General features: G+C 51.1%; 16 protein-coding genes. 11 read left to right on the top strand and 5 right to left on the bottom strand.

Annotated features, from left to right (window positions below; translation table 11 throughout):
• Positions 1-47: 47 nt before the first annotated feature.
• Positions 48-278: a hypothetical protein gene (locus PsAD13_RS15325; protein ID WP_063318696.1), complete on the bottom strand. Its 231-nt coding sequence runs from the start codon at positions 276-278 to the stop codon at positions 48-50.
• Between PsAD13_RS15325 and PsAD13_RS15320 the strand changes: the two genes are divergently transcribed.
• The 9 genes from PsAD13_RS15320 to PsAD13_RS15280 all read left to right on the top strand — a co-directional run bounded on the left by PsAD13_RS15320 (position 277) and on the right by PsAD13_RS15280 (position 11303).
• Positions 277-537, top strand: a complete 261-nt coding sequence (locus tag PsAD13_RS15320) for a DUF4212 domain-containing protein (RefSeq protein WP_057462081.1) — start codon at positions 277-279, stop codon at positions 535-537. The two genes, PsAD13_RS15325 and PsAD13_RS15320, sit on opposite strands and share 2 nt — an antisense overlap.
• A gap of 14 nt (positions 538-551) precedes the next feature.
• Positions 552-2339 (top strand): sodium:solute symporter family protein, encoded by a 1788-nt coding sequence (locus tag PsAD13_RS15315; RefSeq protein WP_063296079.1) that lies wholly within the window; start codon positions 552-554, stop codon positions 2337-2339.
• 105 nt (positions 2340-2444) lie between these two features.
• Positions 2445-4274, top strand: a complete 1830-nt coding sequence (locus tag PsAD13_RS15310; RefSeq protein ID WP_063318695.1) for a DUF294 nucleotidyltransferase-like domain-containing protein — start codon at positions 2445-2447, stop codon at positions 4272-4274.
• A 116-nt stretch (positions 4275-4390) separates the two neighbouring features.
• Positions 4391-4912: a hypothetical protein gene (locus PsAD13_RS15305; RefSeq protein WP_057462084.1), complete on the top strand. Its 522-nt coding sequence runs from the start codon at positions 4391-4393 to the stop codon at positions 4910-4912.
• Positions 4912-6324 carry an exonuclease domain-containing protein gene (locus PsAD13_RS15300; protein WP_063318694.1) on the top strand — a complete coding sequence of 471 codons (1413 nt, stop codon included), beginning with the start codon at positions 4912-4914 and terminating at the stop codon, positions 6322-6324. Before PsAD13_RS15305 ends, PsAD13_RS15300 begins: the two co-directional genes overlap by 1 nt.
• 459 nt (positions 6325-6783) lie before the next feature.
• Positions 6784-7248 (top strand): type III secretion system chaperone, encoded by a 465-nt coding sequence (locus PsAD13_RS15295; RefSeq protein WP_063304913.1) that lies wholly within the window; start codon positions 6784-6786, stop codon positions 7246-7248.
• Positions 7249-7274: 26 nt separating this feature from the next.
• Positions 7275-9248, top strand: coding sequence for a hypothetical protein (locus tag PsAD13_RS15290; protein WP_063318693.1), 1974 nt, complete (start codon positions 7275-7277; stop codon positions 9246-9248).
• Positions 9249-9409: 161 nt separating this feature from the next.
• Positions 9410-10402, top strand: coding sequence for a hypothetical protein (locus tag PsAD13_RS15285; RefSeq protein WP_063318692.1), 993 nt, complete (start codon positions 9410-9412; stop codon positions 10400-10402).
• 280 nt (positions 10403-10682) lie between these two features.
• Positions 10683-11303 carry a 2OG-Fe(II) oxygenase gene (locus PsAD13_RS15280; protein ID WP_208986663.1) on the top strand — a complete coding sequence of 207 codons (621 nt, stop codon included), beginning with the start codon at positions 10683-10685 and terminating at the stop codon, positions 11301-11303.
• Between the two features lie 28 nt (positions 11304-11331).
• Here PsAD13_RS15280 and PsAD13_RS15275 read toward each other — a convergent pair whose 3' ends face one another.
• Positions 11332-11778, bottom strand: coding sequence for an Lrp/AsnC family transcriptional regulator (locus tag PsAD13_RS15275; protein WP_057465180.1), 447 nt, complete (start codon positions 11776-11778; stop codon positions 11332-11334).
• A 148-nt stretch (positions 11779-11926) separates the two neighbouring features.
• On the opposite strand from PsAD13_RS15275, the gene PsAD13_RS15270 reads away from it, so the two are divergent.
• Together PsAD13_RS15270 and PsAD13_RS15265 are read left to right on the top strand one after the other, a co-directional pair.
• Positions 11927-12997, top strand: a complete 1071-nt coding sequence (locus tag PsAD13_RS15270; RefSeq protein ID WP_057465181.1) for an ornithine cyclodeaminase — start codon at positions 11927-11929, stop codon at positions 12995-12997.
• Positions 12994-13917 (top strand): arginine deiminase-related protein, encoded by a 924-nt coding sequence (locus PsAD13_RS15265; RefSeq protein WP_063318691.1) that lies wholly within the window; start codon positions 12994-12996, stop codon positions 13915-13917. Before PsAD13_RS15270 ends, PsAD13_RS15265 begins: the two co-directional genes overlap by 4 nt.
• 76 nt (positions 13918-13993) lie before the next feature.
• Here PsAD13_RS15265 and alr read toward each other — a convergent pair whose 3' ends face one another.
• The 3 genes from alr to PsAD13_RS15250 all read right to left on the bottom strand — a co-directional run bounded on the left by alr (position 13994) and on the right by PsAD13_RS15250 (position 17125).
• Positions 13994-15136 carry an alanine racemase gene (alr, locus tag PsAD13_RS15260; protein WP_208986662.1) on the bottom strand — a complete coding sequence of 381 codons (1143 nt, stop codon included), beginning with the start codon at positions 15134-15136 and terminating at the stop codon, positions 13994-13996.
• 88 nt (positions 15137-15224) lie between these two features.
• Positions 15225-16514 (bottom strand): TRAP transporter large permease, encoded by a 1290-nt coding sequence (locus PsAD13_RS15255; RefSeq protein WP_063292005.1) that lies wholly within the window; start codon positions 16512-16514, stop codon positions 15225-15227.
• Entirely contained in the window at positions 16511-17125 is a 615-nt protein-coding gene (locus PsAD13_RS15250; protein WP_063318689.1) for a TRAP transporter small permease subunit, read from the bottom strand. Before PsAD13_RS15250 ends, PsAD13_RS15255 begins: the two co-directional genes overlap by 4 nt.
• Positions 17126-17150: the final 25 nt, after the last annotated feature.

Below are 17150 nucleotides of genomic sequence, written 5' to 3'. Positions count from 1 at the left end.
TTTAAGGGAGCAAGTGGCTAGCTGTGTAAGTCTGCGAGCTCTAAACTCTACGCAAATGTAAAGCTTAGCTTTCTGGGAATGGTGGTGTTTTGATGGGATTCTACGTCACCTGAGCGGCTTTTCTTGATGGGGTTTGTTAGGCCAAACAAGATCAAAGAATACTCTCCAAGCCAGCTGACCAGTGGGAGGTACTGGTCATCAACAGCAAATCCAGTTTGAGATTTGGGGGCATATGCCGTCCGGTTGAATTTCATCCGGCCCAAACGGGAGGAGAGCATGTCAGATAACTCATCCAACAACGCATATTGGGCTGCCAATATGCGTATCATTAAAATAAGCCTCGTTATATGGGCTCTGGTCTCGTTCGGGTTTGGCATTTTGCTACGCCCGCTGCTGAGCGGCATTCGTGTTGGCGGCACTGATCTGGGGTTTTGGTTCGCACAACAGGGCTCCATTCTGGTCTTCCTGGCGATCATCTTTTTCTACGCCTGGCGTATGAACCGTCTTGACCGTGAACACGGCGTTGAAGAAGAATAGGGGCTTTTCAGATCATGGATCAGTTTACTATCAACTTGCTATTTGTGGGCAGCTCCTTTGCGCTCTACATCGGCATCGCGATCTGGGCCCGTGCGGGCTCCACATCTGAATTTTACGCTGCAGGCCGCGGCGTCCATCCTGTCACCAATGGCATGGCAACTGCAGCTGACTGGATGTCTGCGGCATCCTTTATTTCCATGGCTGGCCTTATTGCGTTTACCGGCTATGACAACTCATCCTTCTTGATGGGTTGGACTGGTGGCTACGTGCTGCTGGCACTGCTTCTTGCTCCGTATCTGCGCAAGTTTGGCAAGTTCACCGTCTCTGAGTTTATCGGTGATCGCTTCTACAGTCAGACCGCTCGTATTGTTGCTGTGGTTTGCTTGATTGTTGCGTCAACCACTTACGTGATCGGTCAGATGACGGGTGTTGGTGTTGCCTTTGGTCGTTTTCTGGAAGTTGACAACACAACAGGCCTGTTGATCGGTGCCTGTGTTGTGTTTGCTTACGCTGTGTTCGGCGGCATGAAAGGCGTTACCTATACGCAGGTCGCTCAGTATGTAGTGCTGATTACTGCTTACACCATTCCAGCAGTTTTCATCTCGCTGCAATTGACTGGCAACCCAATTCCAGGTCTTGGTCTGTTCGGTAATGATGTTGCAAGTGGCGAACCGCTTCTGACCAAACTGGATCAGGTGGTGACTGAGCTTGGCTTCAACTCATACACATCGAACAATGCTGACACCTTCAACATGGTGCTGTTCACGCTGTCTCTGATGATCGGTACCGCGGGTCTGCCGCACGTGATCATGCGCTTCTTCACCGTGCCTAAAGTAGCTGATGCACGCTGGTCCGCAGGTTGGGCGCTGGTGTTCATTGCACTGCTTTACATCACCGCTCCTGCAGTTGGCGCGATGGCACGTCTCAACATCACAGATATGATGTGGCCGAATGGCGGCATTAATGGTGGTGCTGTTGAAGTTGCACAGATTAAGAACGACCCAAAATACGACTGGATGCACACCTGGGAAAAGACAGGACTTCTGGCTTGGGAAGACAAGAACGGCGACGGCAAAATCCAGTACTACAACGACAAGAGTGAAAAAATGCAAACTCTTGCCGGCGAAAAAGGCTGGGTTGGAAATGAGCTGACAAAGTTCAACCGTGACATCCTCGTGCTGGCGAACCCGGAAATTGCAAACCTGCCAGGTTGGGTGATTGGTCTGGTGGCTGCAGGCGGCTTGGCAGCGGCCCTTTCAACAGCAGCAGGGCTCTTGCTCGCAATCTCCTCGGCGGTCAGTCATGACTTGATCAAGGGGGCTATTAAGCCATCAATCTCAGAAAAGAGTGAGTTGATGTCTGCCCGAGTGGCCATGGCGGTTGCGATTGTCGTGGCAACCTATCTGGGGCTCAATCCTCCGGGCTTTGCGGCGCAAACGGTGGCACTGGCCTTCGGTCTTGCGGCGGCATCCATCTTCCCTGCGCTGATGATGGGTATCTTCTCAACCCGCATCAACAACACTGGCGCTGTTGCAGGTATGTTGTCTGGTCTGGTTGTGACCCTTGTTTACATCTTCCTGCACAAGGGCTGGTTCTTCATTCCAGGCACAGCCAGCTTCTCAGATGCTGATCCGCTGCTTGGAACGATCAAATCCACATCGTTTGGTGCGATTGGTGCGGCTGTGAACTTCGCTGTTGCTTACTTTGTTGCAGGCATGACGAAGGAAACACCTCAGGTGATCAAGGACCTCGTGGAAAGCGTACGTATCCCCCGTGGAGCCGGTGCAGCTCAGGACCATTGATAACTCATGCGGGTTGCTGAACCTCAGTAACCCGCTGTCTTTTGATCCTGTCCTGCCCGGCCTATGCTGGGCAGGACTCTATTTCTTCCAGCTGAAGGCGGAGCCATGCCTCTTACATCAGAGCAAGTCCTGCAGTTTCTGAAATCCGTGCATCCCTATGATGTTCTTCCAGAGACAGATCAAGAGGCGTTGTCCAACCAAATAACAGTGTGGGAGCGTGTCCACGGTGCTGGTATTTATGAGCTTGGAGATCAACTGCCAGGGCTGTTTCTCATCTACGAGGGCGGCGTTGAAATCCGTGATAAGAATGATGCCGTCATAAGCCGTCTTGGCATTCGCAATTCGTTTGGGGAGCGTGGTCTGTTTTTGGACGGACGCGCGGTTACGTCCGCAAAAGCCGGTGAGCCAACTGTCCTTTTGGTGCTCCCGCCTGCGTTATTGACAGAACTGATCGCAGCGCATCAACCCGTCGCCCGTTTCTTTGACCGGACTCAGAAGCCGCGGACCCGCGAAAATGATCTGGCGGCCATTCCAATTGAATCGTTTATGGCGCCCAACCCGATTACCTGTCGTCCTGACGACACAGTGCAACATGCTGCCCAGCAGATGAGGGATGCACGCGTTTCTTCGCTTTGTGTAACAGATGCAAAAGGTGGGCTGATCGGGATCATTACGGTGCGGGACCTCTCCTTTAAGGTTTTGGCGCCTGCTTTATCAGTTGAGACACCGGTTGAAGCTGTCATGACGGCTAATCCCACTGTGCTTGCACCATCAGCCATCGGGTCGGATCTTTTACATTTGATGATGGAACGGCGCATTGGTCATGTCCCAATCGTCGAGGGTGAGCGCCTCGTCGGCATGGTGACGCAAACGGATTTGACCCGGTTTCAGGCCATCAGTTCTGCTGAGTTGGTCAGCGAAGTTGCCAGGGCCAAAGATGCCTATGACATAGCACGGGTGACGGCACGCATACCCAACCTGCTGGTACAGCTGGTGGCAGGTGGCAGTCGGCACGAAATTGTCACACGGTTGATCTCTGATATTGCTGATGCTGCAACCCGCCGCTTGCTGAAGCTGGCAGAAGAAAAGTTTGGCGCTCCACCCGTCCCGTATCTTTGGCTTGCCTGCGGCTCGCAAGGGCGCCGCGAACAGACCGGGGTCAGTGATCAGGATAATTGTCTGTTTTTGGATGACCACGTTACCGACGAGCAACGGCTTGGGTACTTTGCTGATTTGGCAAAGTTTGTGTGTGATGGCCTGAACACCAGTGGTTACATCTACTGCCCTGGTGACATGATGGCGACGAACCCGCGCTGGAGCCAGCCGTTATTTGTCTGGAAAACCTATTTTGAAGGATGGATCAACAAACCGGACCCAGAAGCGCAGATGCTCAGCTCTGTCATGTTTGACCTCAGGCCGATTGGCGGCGAAGTCTCACTCTTTGAAGACCTGCAAACACAAACACTGGAAGCTTCAAGCCGTAACTCGATTTTCGTGGCGCACATGGTCAGTAACTCGTTGAAGCATACGCCGCCACTCAGCCTGCTGCGCGGATTGGCAACCATACGCTCTGGTGAGCATAAGAACACGTTGGACATGAAGCATAACGGCGTGGTGCCAGTGGTTGATCTGGCTCGGATCTATGCGCTGCAAGGACAGATCGGGGCGGTTAATACCCGCGCACGGCTGGAAGAAGCTCGTGAGAGTGGCCAACTGAGCAAATCAGGCGCAGGAGATCTTCTGGATGCTTATGACCTGATCGCCGAGACGCGCATCCAGCATCAGGCTGATCTGGTCAAACAAGGCGTTCAACCCGATAATTTTCTGCAGCCTTCTAGCCTGTCAGATTTTGAACGCTCCCATGTCCGGGATGCGTTTGTTGTTGTTAAAACCATGCAGTCAGCAGTCGGGCATGGTCGCGGAATGCTAAGCTAGAGTGCGTTCTGTTTGATTGGATTCAATCAATCGACAAGAATTCGCTCCGCTCTAGACCAATAATAATCAAAGCTGTGGCGAGACAAAAGCGACCACAGTTACCTGGGAGGAATAACATGTTTCTTGAATTGATCGGGACCTTCATTGCAGGCGTTGCCGGAGCTGGTCTTGTGATGTTGATCAATCATGTTCTTGGCGGGCGTTTGCCGCGCTGGTTTGCCCCGGTTGCTGCCGGTGCTGCCATGTTGCTGGCAACAATCTCCAGCGAGTACAGCTGGTTTTCGCGCACCAAAGATACGCTCCCTGATGGCATAGTGGTTGCTGAAACTGTAGAAAGCAAAGCCTTCTATCGTCCATGGACCTATCTGTTTCCCTTCACGGAAAGATTTGTCGCGATTGATACTGCCACGATCCAGACACATCCAGAGCAGCCGGGCATGAAACTGGCGCAAGCTTACTTCTTTGGCCGCTGGTCTCCGGTGAACAAGCTTCCTGTGCTTACCGATTGTGCCACCAGCCGACGGGCAGCATTGGCTGACGGTATCATTTTTGAGGAAGGTGGAAGCATCTCTGGAGCTCAGTGGGTGTCAGTGCCGGAAAATGACAGGATCACCTCAACAATATGCGGAGCGGGGTAATGTTAACAGGCCTCAGTTTACGATTTCGGATCTTCCTCTTGTTCGCGGGTGTTGCCGCAGCAAGCTGTGCCGTTGTCGGGGCTGCGCTTTATTTTGGATACACCCGTATTGCAGAAACAACACCGGCCTCAGGCTTCCTGTTGGCCGGCATTCTATCCATTTTCGGCCTTCTTGCGATTTCGGTCAGCATCTGGCTTCTGTTTGACGAAAATGTTGCCAAACCAGTGCAACGTCTTTCCGCTGCCATCCGCACGACAGCCCATGCCAACGTTGATGCCTCAATTGATTTTGAAGAAGCGAAGTACCTGGGTGATCTTGCGCCCGCGGCTCATGCGGTTGCCTGGCGTTTAACCAATGACAGTGCAGAAACTGATGAGTTGGTTTCTGATGCAACAGCGCAGCTGGCGAGCGAGCGCGAGCAGCTGGCCTTGCTGTTAACTGAGATCCCCGTCGCCATCGTGCTCGTCAGCCCTGCACATAAAATCATGCTTTATGACGGTCAAGCCGCAGACATTCTTGGGCAGGTTCATGTTCCACGTTTGAGTGCATCCATCTTTGATTACTTTATCGAGGAAGAGGTGCGCGCTGCCTATGATCAGCTGATCGAATTGAAAACAGAAATTACTGTTGATGTGAAAGGAGCCCGTGGCAACCTCAATTTTCAGCTGCGCCTTAAAAAACTCCGAGGGATGTCGGGCTATATGATCCTGATTGACGATGCGACCGCACGCATCGCACCAGAGGCTCCGCGACTATTGATTTATGATTTTGAAGCGGCCCAGCACCATTTTGAAAAGGAAATTGAGGAGCGTTCTCTGCGTGATCTCAGCTTCGTCGTTTTCGATACAGAAACAACTGGCCTCATGCCAAATAAAGACGACATTGTCCAGATCGGGGCCGTGCGGGTTGTTAACGGACGTATCATTCCCGGTGAAACAGTGGACCAACTCGTCAATCCGGGCAGACCCATTCCGGCTGCCTCAACCGGAGTTCACCGGATCACAGATGACATGGTAGCAGATGCACCAGACCCGATCACTGCAATTTCTAAGTTCCATGCTTTCGCCAAAGACTCCGTCATTGTCGCGCACAATGCTCCGTTCGACATGGCATTCCTACATCGATACGGCCATTCGTCAGGCCATGCCTGGGACCATCCGATCCTTGATACGGTCCTCTTGTCTGCTGTCTTTTTCGGCGCAGATCAGGAGCACACTCTCGACGCCCTTTGTACCCGCCTTGGCATAGAAATCCCCATAGCTTTGCGCCACACAGCCCTCGGCGACGCCCAAGCCACCGCCCAAGCCCTCTGCAAACTCCTCCCCCTCCTATCCTCCCACGGCTTCAACACCTTCGGAGAAGTCATCGAGCAGACGAGGAAACATGGTCGGTTGTTGAAGGATTTGAACTAAATTTCAAGCGTTAGACGGATATGTTTCCATTTATTCCGAAATTCTACCTGACATTACCACCCAGCTTATCCACTTGAAGTGCTATTTGATCAGAAATAAATCCTGATATGTATAAAACTCCCAAATGGCTTAGTTTTTTAAAATCTCTATTTAATTTTTCATTTAAACACCTTTAATATACTTGGATTAACTATGTTAGTGTACGAAACACAGACTAACGATAGTAAATCCATTCTCAAAAAATTAAATATCTCTATATTTAGAAGATAAATATACGTTCGTCTATTTGCAGCAAAATACCAACATGTACTTCAAATATATATTGGTTGCATCGGCCCCTCAAACTCCATCACACCACTGTGAGCTATGCCTATCGGCACAATCACCTATTGCAACCTGTTCTAATGTTTTGCGCAGACATAAGGCCGTGGACGGCGGCAAGACATAGGGCGGAAAACTATGGTTGGTACGAGTGAAGTATCGAAACTCGTCACGGAAGTGAGTGACTTATTCGTTGATGCATCCGTGTTTGCGGATCCGGCACGTGACAGTTGGCTGTTTCAGTTCACGTCAGGTTTGGACGTGATTGCGACGCTGGAAGAAGACAGACATGCCCTCGCCATCAGTGCGGAGTTGGGCGGAATACCAGAAGAGAACCGGGTTGATCTGCTGGAGTATTTTTTAAAGGTCAATCAGTCTTGGGCGGGCACCGGTAGCCTGCGGTTTGCAATGTTGGCAGATACAGACAAGACCATCACCCTCCTCTGGGATATTCCGATGAATGGGTTGGCTCGTCACGACCTTTTTGCTGCCCTTTCTGAGTTTGCAGAACGTGCGCAAGGTTGGAGGGAGCTTTTGAAAGCTGGCGTTCTCCTTACACAGGAGCTCGCAACAGAAATTCCCCAAAACTCCCTTAAAATCTGATCCCCATAAGAACGAGGGCTTCGCCGATGACCATCCCGCAAGCGACTTCTACGACACCAACAATTGCACCTGCCAACATCCCACCACAGGCTGACACAACAAGCAGCCCGGCGCCGAATTCTCCTCATCCGGCGTTGCAATCGCACCAACAAAAAGCCGTTGAAACACAGTCTGCTGTCAAAGATCAACTCGCAACGACGCAAGGAAACGCTGGTGCTGACAAATCACTATATGATCTGATTTGTGTCGGGCGAGGCACATCGGCAGCAGCTTACCTCACCAGCCTGAAACGGTGTGATTGCTCTATTGTTGCGGACAGCACGAAGAACAACGTGCTTGTGGTTGGCAAAAATGATCCATGGGCCGGTGCACGAGGCTATGAAAAAGGCCATTACACTCAATGCATCAACCAGGCACAGCAGCTGGTGAACCCTGGTGATGAACCAATTGCATCCTCTTGCCTGGACCCGGTTGACAGACAGGAGTGGTCTCAGCTCAATGCGCAACGCATCGATCAGGTTTCTGGTGGGAACATCCTAGATGCTGAGGTCCGTCAGATCAGCCGAGACAGCGAGACTGGTCTTTATAAGGTGCAGACTGATGCAGATAGCGAGCCGCTTCTGGCCAAGAAGGTCATCCTTGCCACAGGCGCCGGCATTGAACGCTCAGACTACGAGTACCATCACGTCCCGCCGGAAGTGGCTGATTTCAGAAAGTCTGGTCACCCCAATGCTGCCAACTGTCTGGATCTGGATCAGTTCCAGCGTAACGAAGCAGGCACACGAGACCTGACCGGACGTGTTGTGGCGGTAATGGGCCCGAATGCGGGTACAGATGCGATTATGGAGCTCTCAACACGCGGCGTTGATAAGGAAAACATCTTCTGGATGATGCAGCCTCATCAAAAGCCTGGCGTAGCGCTGACGTGGGATGTGCGCTCTGTTGGTATTGAGGCCACCTTTACGGCACAGGAAGCGGGTAATGACCGTTCTGATGGCGGCACTGTGTTCCGTTATCAGCAGATCAACAAAGTCTCTGCTGGTGAAAATCGCCCCTTGACCATCAGCACAGATGGTGGAGACTTTGAAGCAGACTACCTGGTCTATGCAGTCGGTCAGCGCGGTGGCGGAACCAGCAGAACCGAAGTGGTTGAGGGCGCAGCTAAGAAAGTCCCGATCCTTGAAAGAGAACTGGCCTCACAGTTGCAGCCAGTCTACGACGTCAACCAGCGTTTCAGTGACCTTTCTTCCGGTGGGGCCTGGCAGCACGTGGTGGGTCTGGAAGTTGCAGGTACGACCAAGACTGAAGGTCTGGAAGTGGTCGGTGCTGCTGCGATGCAGTCCAGCCGTGGGATCCAACACAATTATCTTGATGCAGATTACAGCTCACAGCTTGAAGCTGTCCTTGAGAACAATCCTGAGTTCCGTTCTTTGGCTACAGAACATTTCCCAGCTCTGTTGGATGCAAAGCCATTTGAACAGCTTCTGAAGCCTGATTCCGGTTTAAAAAAACCGGGCGAATATGAGGACCAGAAGGCTGCACTGTTAAGCGCACTTAAAGCAACCGACGCTGAGCAATCTCTGAGCGACGTTAATGAGCTGCTGCATACCTTCGATTTACGGAGCAAAGCGGCAAACGATCTGGGTGGTACGGCTAAACCAATCCGCGTGTCAGACCTGTTGGCGCAAGGCTTGAGCCGCACACAGCCAGCAACAGTTGCAGACCCACGCCTGATTGGTGGAGCACAGCTGAACATTGCGGCACAGACTGAAAGCTTCAAACCACAACAGATCACGACACCAGGTGGCATCAACTTCAACGAAGATCAGCAGACCATTGCCCTTTATGTGGCTCAAAACTATCCGGACATTCCTGCGGACAAAGCCAACGAGTTCGTCGCTAGTGTGATCGCGCAACGCACAGATGGCAACCACTTACGCGGTTTCACACCAGAAGAACGTACGCAGTTTGAAACTGAGTTGCAGGCGCTTTCTGAATAACGCCTGAGTTCATCAAACCGCTGATTGCTCGGTCACAATCTGTTTGATGCAGACGTGACCGCACGATGCAGCATGTTCATTTCAATCAAGTCAGGACAAAGATGAGTACCTTTTTCAAGAAAAGGGCTCATCAGTCCTGCAATTTCTGAGAAGAAACCAGGATGCCAGTCACACTTGCAACATCAACGCCGCAGGTACAAGCAAACCTACAGAATGCGGTGAGTTCAAGCTCTACCGATAAGAGCATAAAGCTGCCAGATTATCAGGAACGGCGCCTGAATGATGTTGGAATCACAGTGAAGTACAATGCAGAACTCTCAAGTCAGAAAGTAGAGAGCTCTTTAAAGGCTGTATCGATACACCGTGTGATCAACAATGAAGTTGCTGTCACAACCAACGCTCTTCATAGCATCATCCCACCGGGGAGTGATGTAGTTATTAATCAAAGTGCCCCTCACATTACACCGGCGTCTCCTTCACAAACAGTCGCGGGCACTCACCAGAGTATCTTGGAGACGAAAACATCATTGTCTTCGCTCCCAGATAGCGCCTTTTCTGTCATAGAAGGGACATGGCATGATGCAAACACAGTCAGCATCGCAGCGCCCGGAAACGTGTTTGGAGCATCTGGATGTCTGTCCTGTGCAGATGTCTTACTGGAAATTCCGATGATAACGGAGTTATCGCCTGCATTCGAAGATGTAACACAAGCCTTTGGCGTGAAAGTCTTTGATAAAGGCGAAACTGTACCAGTGAAGTTCGACAAGTGTGATCTCAACGTCGTTGAATATCAAATTACACCAGCAAACCACCAATACTCTCTCGAAGAAGCCAATGGGTTTTTCGTCGAAAGACATGAGTTCCCTCATATCTTTATGGCGTCGTCAGATCAGGATGAGATCGTTATTACCGTGGGCAAGCAAATCAAAGACGACCAGTTTGCACTGGCCAATATTAAAGTTCCGGATGGCAAAGCTATTATGCTTCCGGGTGGAACCATTCACACAGACAGTTTGTCACGAGGAAACATCGTAATCATGCTCACCGAATGTGTGGGGGCAGATACAGTTCTCATGCACGACAAGGACAGCCAACCGATCACGTTGCGGGTAGACAGCTCAGAACGCATTGGTCTCGCTGAGTGGCATCTATAAAAAGACTGCACTGCCATTTGATTGGGAGATTTCTTTCAAATGGCATTTCCCTATGCACTTGTTCTGCAGATCTTAGAAATCAGGCGCGTAAAACAGATTTTTTGATAGTGAGTTATTATTTCATTGCCAAATCAACACAAGAGATCTCTCCGGTCGATTTGATCCTTTACCATTTAAATTACAGTCTCAAATTTTCTGCACTCAGAACTGAGAATTTTTGGCTTTTCTAACCTGTGCTACAGCTACCACTTGTTTTTTGCTGTGTCAGGGAAGTTGGAAAATGATCAATTTCGATGCTCTCAGAGACTCCAATACTCGTACAACTCCTTTCCAATATCTGGTGGGGGAAAATGTACTGACCAAGAAGCAAGCTGCTGATGTTCGTCGTGATTATCCGGACATCAAACAGACTGGGTACCTGCCCTTGTCAAAACTTGAATCGACTGGCGCATTCAAGCAGCTTGTAGATGATCTTCATAAACCAGAACTGGCTGAAATTCTTTCGGAAAAACTCAGTTTGGATCTTATGGACAAGCCACGGATGATCACTGTGCGACGCTTGTCCAAACACGGTGATGGCCGTATTCACAACGATTCTAAATCCAAGATCTGCACCATGCTCATCTATCTCAATGAAGACTGGGATGACGCCGCTGGAGGTGCCATTCGTGCCCTTAATGGAGACACTGACATGGGCGACTATGCTGAGGAAGTCTCTCCACTCGCTGGGAACGTGTTCGCATTCAAACGCTCAGAAACAAGCTGGCACGGCCATCCTTCTTTCAAAGGCGAACGGTATGTGGTGCAAGTAACGTTTCTCATCTCTGAAGAGGAATTAGCACGGAAAGAGAAACGCAGCGGCTTCCAAACTAAGCTTAAACGCTTGTTGCGGATCAATTAGGAACGCAAACAAGGCAAGTTGCTAGCAGTCAAACACTGGACAGTAAGATGCTTGTTTCGCTGTTCATGACGCCTTCGATGAGGCGGACTTCGCGCAGGACGCGGTCGAATTCTGAGAGGTTTTCGACGCGGATGTCTGTAACCAGATCCCATTTACCGCTGGTGGTGTGGAGGACTTGCAGTTCGGGCAGACCGCGCAGTTTGCGGATGACCTGAGTGGTGTTGCGTCCCATCACTTCAATCATCATGACAGCTCTGATCTCGCCGCTGTCATAATCTTCACGCACTCGTGCCGTAAAACCAAGCAAAGCGCCTGTTTCCAACAGCCGGTCCATGCGTGTTTGTACTGTTGCGCGTGAGACGCCCATAATCTGTGAAAGTTTGGAGACTGGAGCACGGCCATCCAAACGCAGAAGACTGATTAACTGCCGGTCGAGTTCATCATAAATATGTTTCGCCGTATGGTTTTGCTTCATAAGTGCTCTCAACCCATAAGTTTAGCAATAATATAAAATTAACCTAGCAATCTGTCAAAAACTATCTTTCATACTTAGCAACATTGATATGTTTTTTGCAATTTGCACAGTTGATACTAGGGAAACTGTAATTACTTGAGGAAAGCTCATGTCAGCCCCTGCCCCGTCAGAACTCGCGTTCGTTCCATTTGTCAGTGTCGACAATATGATGAAGCTGGTCCATCACATTGGCATTGAGAAAATGCTCTCGGGCATCGCCGACTACGTCGAAGAAGATTTTCGTCGTTGGGAGCTGTTTGACAAGACACCCCGGGTGGCTTCCCACTCCAAAGAAGGTGTTATAGAGCTGATGCCGACCTCGGATGGCGAGACATATGGCTTCAAATACGTCAACGGGCATCCAAAGAACACTAAGGAAGGCCTGCAGACTGTTACTGCGTTTGGTCTTCTGGCAGATGTGTATACCGGTTACCCTGTCCTTGTGACTGAAATGACCGTGCTGACAGCGCTTCGCACAGCAGCGACCTCTGCCGTGGTGGCCAAGTACCTTGCTCCTAAAGATGCTCATACCATGGCGATGATCGGCAACGGTGCGCAGTCGGAGTTTCAGGCTTTGGCGATGAAGGAAATCTGCGGGATCAAAACCCTGCGGCTTTACGATGTTGATCCGAAAGCGACTGAAAAACTCATGCGCAATCTGGAAGGTCGCGGCTTGACCTTGCAGTCCTGCAAAAGCGCAGAAGAAGCGGCTCTTGGCGCACAGATCATCACCACCTGTACCGCTGACAAGCAGAATGCCACCGTGCTTTCCGACAATATGGTTGGGACTGGTGTGCATATCAATGCAATTGGTGGCGACTGCCCGGGCAAGACCGAGCTTGCCAGCGGTATTCTGACCCGCTCTGATGTCTTCGTTGAATATCCCCCTCAGACACGCATCGAAGGCGAAATTCAGCAGATGCCGGAGGATTTCCCTGTCACTGAGATCTGGAAAGTGATCACGGGTCAGGCAGAGGGCCGCAAAGACGAGCGTCAGATTACGCTGTTTGACGGTGTAGGCTTTGCAACTGAAGACTTCTCCGCCCTTCGCTACGTTCGTGACCAGCTTAAGGGCACAGGACTGTACCACGACCTTGATATGCTGGCCGATCCTGACGATCCGCGTGACCTGTTTGGCATGGTAATGCGTGCAGAACCGGAAAGCGGAGACGCTGCATGAACCGTACATCCGTTCAAGCGCCCGGCGCCGTCGTCATGGTTCGCCCGCACCACTTTTCAGTGAATGCGGAGACTGCTGCTGACAACGCTTTTCAGGCTGAGATCACAACAGATTCAGGGCACGCCAAGCAGGCTTATGATGAGCATACTGCAATGGTGGAGCAGCTTGAATCTCACGGTGTGCGCGTTCATGTGTTTGAGGGAGATACTCCGGGACTTCCAGATTGTGTTTTCCCTAACAACTGGTTCTCCACTCATGCTGGTGGACACGTTGCGATTTTCCCGATGAAAGCAGAAAATCGCCGTTTGGAGCGTCGTCACGACATCCTTGAAATGCTAAAATCCGATTACCGTGTTCAGGATGTCATCGACTATTCCGGCCTTGAGCAGGACGGACTTTATCTTGAGGGAACTGGCGCAATGGTGCTCGATCATATTGATCGTGTTGCCTATGCGGTGGAGAGCGACAGAACCAACCCAATCGCGCTGGAACGCTTTTGCACGCACTTCAACTTTGAGCCGATGGTGTTTGCAGCTGAAGACGACAAGGGCACGTCGATCTATCATACCAACGTGCTGATGTGTGTTGGAACCAACTTTGCGCTGATTGGTACAGACATGATCACGGATATGGCGCGGCGCTCAGAAGTTGTGGCACGTCTTGAAGCCACAGGTCGGGATGTGATTGAGCTGAGCAATGCTCAGATCTCTGGTTTTGCCGGAAATGCAATCGAACTGATGGGCAAGGATGGCCCCCTGCTCGCACTTTCGCAAACTGCCTATGATATTTTGACAGAAGAGCAACGCGACAGGATCTCAGCGACTGCAACATTGGTGCCGCTTGCTATCCCAACGCTTGAGTTGGCTGGTGGTTCTGTGCGCTGCACAATTGCAGGTCTTCACCTGTCCCCGCGCAACTAATTTTCGCAAAACGAGATACGCCCGCCAGAGACCCTCCGGCGGGCGTATTTGTATCCGTTGTAGAGATTATCTGAAGTCAGATGAGCAACGTTTCTTTCTTCGTGACATCCTGAACCTGTTTTACGACGCGCGGATTGCGTTGACCCCAATCTGTATAAAGATCAGCCATGATGGTACCTGAGGATGCCTCTGCCATTTGAGTTGTGATTTCAGCAGATTGCTGGCTACCAAACACAACCACTTCCTCTCCCAATGCAACGCCCGTGAGATCTGACACATCCACGACAATGGTGTTCATGGAAATCTTCCCAAGAACGGGCTGTTTTCTGCCCTGAACAAGCACACTGCTTAGTCCTGCAAAGCGTCGCAGATATCCATTGGCGTATCCCAGTGACACTGTCGCAAGCCGCTTGTCTTCATTCAGCACCGTCGCACGGTCATAACCAATCGTGCTGCCAGCGGGGAATTCTCCAAGGCTTATTATTCTCGCCTTTAATGTCATGGTGGTCTTAAAGCCAAGCTCTGGCTTTACAATGCCGTACATCACCGCACCACAGCGCATCATGTCTGCGTAAGGGTTGCATGAGGAGACGAGTGTCAGCGTACTGCCAGCATGGACCAGCAGGTTCTCACGCTGCAGAGACGTATTGGTGACGACCCAATCCACATCTTTATGATAGCGCGCGATGCTCGCCTCAAGTTCCTCAGGTAGATTAGAGGGAAAATGAGTGCTCACGCCTATGATGTGCGGTCCCAACAAATCTACGATATGCTGGCATACCTCTTTGCCCTTTAGGGAGGAAAGCTCCAAGCCATCCCGAGACATTCCCCCTGCATTTAACGAGAGATGGTAGTTTGCAGGTGTGCTGTCATTTCTTCGGACACTGGCAAGTTCCAATGCGCCCTCTAGACTGCCCACTTGCTCCTGAACCTGAAAAGGCAAAGCAGCTTCAGCCTCATCGCGCGTTGTTGCCCGCAACCGGAGCAAGTTACCTTTGTAACCGGTGTCGCGAACAGCCTGCGCTTCTGCGTTTGACGTGATGCCAACGTAACGAACGTTGTTGCGCTGGATGATTGGCATGACGTTCGCGATACCGTGTCCATAGGCATCTGCTTTGACAACTGCACAGAACTTGGTTTTGTCGGGCAAAAGCCCGAGCGCAATCTTTAGATTCGCTTCAATTTGGGTGCACGAAATCTCGCACCAAGATGAATACATTGGTGTTGCCATCTTCATATATGCCGATGTGAAAGTAACAGTAGAGAGCTGCCTCAGCTCATTAGATTGAGCTGAGGCTAAACTCTGATCAGCCGAACACCAGTTCTGGCAACCAAAGCGCAACCTGCGGGATAAAGGTCGTGATTACCAGCGTTGGCAGCCATGCGAATGCAATCATTATCAGCGTCGGCTTCATCATCTTGTTGACCGGAGCGTCCGTCACACGAGCCCCAAGATAAAGCAATGGTGCTGTTGGAGGCGTGATGTTTGCCATGCCCAGATTGACGCCAAGCACCGCTGCAAAGTGAACCGGTTCCATGCCTACACTTTGCACGATTGGCAGCAAGAGCGGCGCGGACAACAGCAAGCCGGAGATATCATCCATCAGCATGCCAATGAGGATCATGACCAGATTGACCATCAGTAAGATGATGATTGGGTTGTCAGAAACTGAGTAAATCAGATCCTTTGCCATTGCCGGAATATTCTCAAACACCAGAAACTGGCTGACAATGAGCACCATAAGCACCATCATCATAACAACGCCGATGGTTGTTCCGGCATAGCGCAGCGTTGGGAAAAAGTTTTCTCTATCAAGACCGCGATAGATAAAGAAACCGATCGGAATTGCGTAGATTACAGCGACACCAGCAGCTTCTGTTGGTGTCATAACACCACCATAGATGCCACCCAGAATGATCACAGGCATCAAGAGCGCAGGCATAGCTTTGAAGCTTCTGGTGCGCAGCTCAAACGTAAATTTGCCGCCCACACGTTCGGTCTTCAGGTCCTTTACATTCCGTAGCATCACGAAGTTTACGATGCAGAGGAACCCGATGAGGATGACCCCTGGAATAACGGTTGCCAAAAAGCACTTGAGCACGGATTGCTGTGTGGTCCAGGCATAGAGAATTTGCGAGGAGCTTGGCGGAATAAGCAGGCCCAAGGGGCTAGCGCTCACTATTAGCGCCGCTGCCATGCCTTCTGGATAGTTCGCTTTGCGCAGATGCGGCATCATGATGGAGCCGATACAGGTCAGCGTTGCTGCTGCTGAGCCGGAGATCGCTCCGAAGATGCCACTTGCAACAACCGCAGCTGCACTCAACCCACCACGGACGTTGCCCACCATTAATTCGGCAAGAGAGACCAAGGGCGCCGCGATGCGGCCTCGCTCCATGATTGCGCCAGCCAGGATGAACAATGGGATTGCAAGCAGGACCAGTGAGCTCACCTTCCAGTGCCCTGTTGGCATAAAGCCGCTGACGTCATGCCCGCCAAAGAGCGCAATGAATAGCAGGACAGCGCCAAAGGACATCGGGACGCTGACGCCAATCACCAGCATGAGGCAGATAAGAATAAGGCTTCCCAGAATAATCATAGTGCTGGCTCTTTTGTTTTTGTTGTCTCTGGCATGACCGGTGGAAGCGACACATCATCTTGCTGCGGTACACTTGGTTGTGCCGCAGATTTGGCTGGGCCGGTTTTGACGAGCACGATCAGATGCAGCAGGCTGTAGAAGGCCATGGTTGCGAAGCCGACCAGCATGGCAAGGCGTGGGACAAAGAACGGAATTCGAAGGGCAATTGTTGCGCGCCACCGGGGATAGCTGTCGATCTCATCAATGATCATGAGTGCGGACCAATAGACCAGTGCCATCGCTATGATGAACTCAATCGAACCAATAACGACGGCTCGTACATGTGCTTTGCGTGGATCCTTGATCACATAGGTCAGCAAGTCTGCATTCACATGAGAGCCATCGTAGGTTCCCATTGCAGCGCCTGCGAAATACATCCAGAAACAGATAATCAGCAGCCACTCTTCATAGGCAAACAGGTCTGAGCCAAATCCATAGCGAAAGATCACCACGAGGAAGAACGTGCCAGCCATGATGATGCAGCCGATGGCAAGCAACCAGGATTTGATCGTTACCAGGCGGTCGACAAATCGAGACCAGCCTGGTGAGAGGTGTTGTGAGAGTTCAGACATGAATGCTCATAGTTCTGGCTTAACT

It is taken from the genome of Pseudovibrio sp. Ad13 (assembly GCF_001623225.1).
GTDB lineage: Bacteria > Pseudomonadota > Alphaproteobacteria > Rhizobiales > Stappiaceae > Pseudovibrio.
This window is presented reverse-complemented; position numbering and strand designations above follow the sequence as displayed.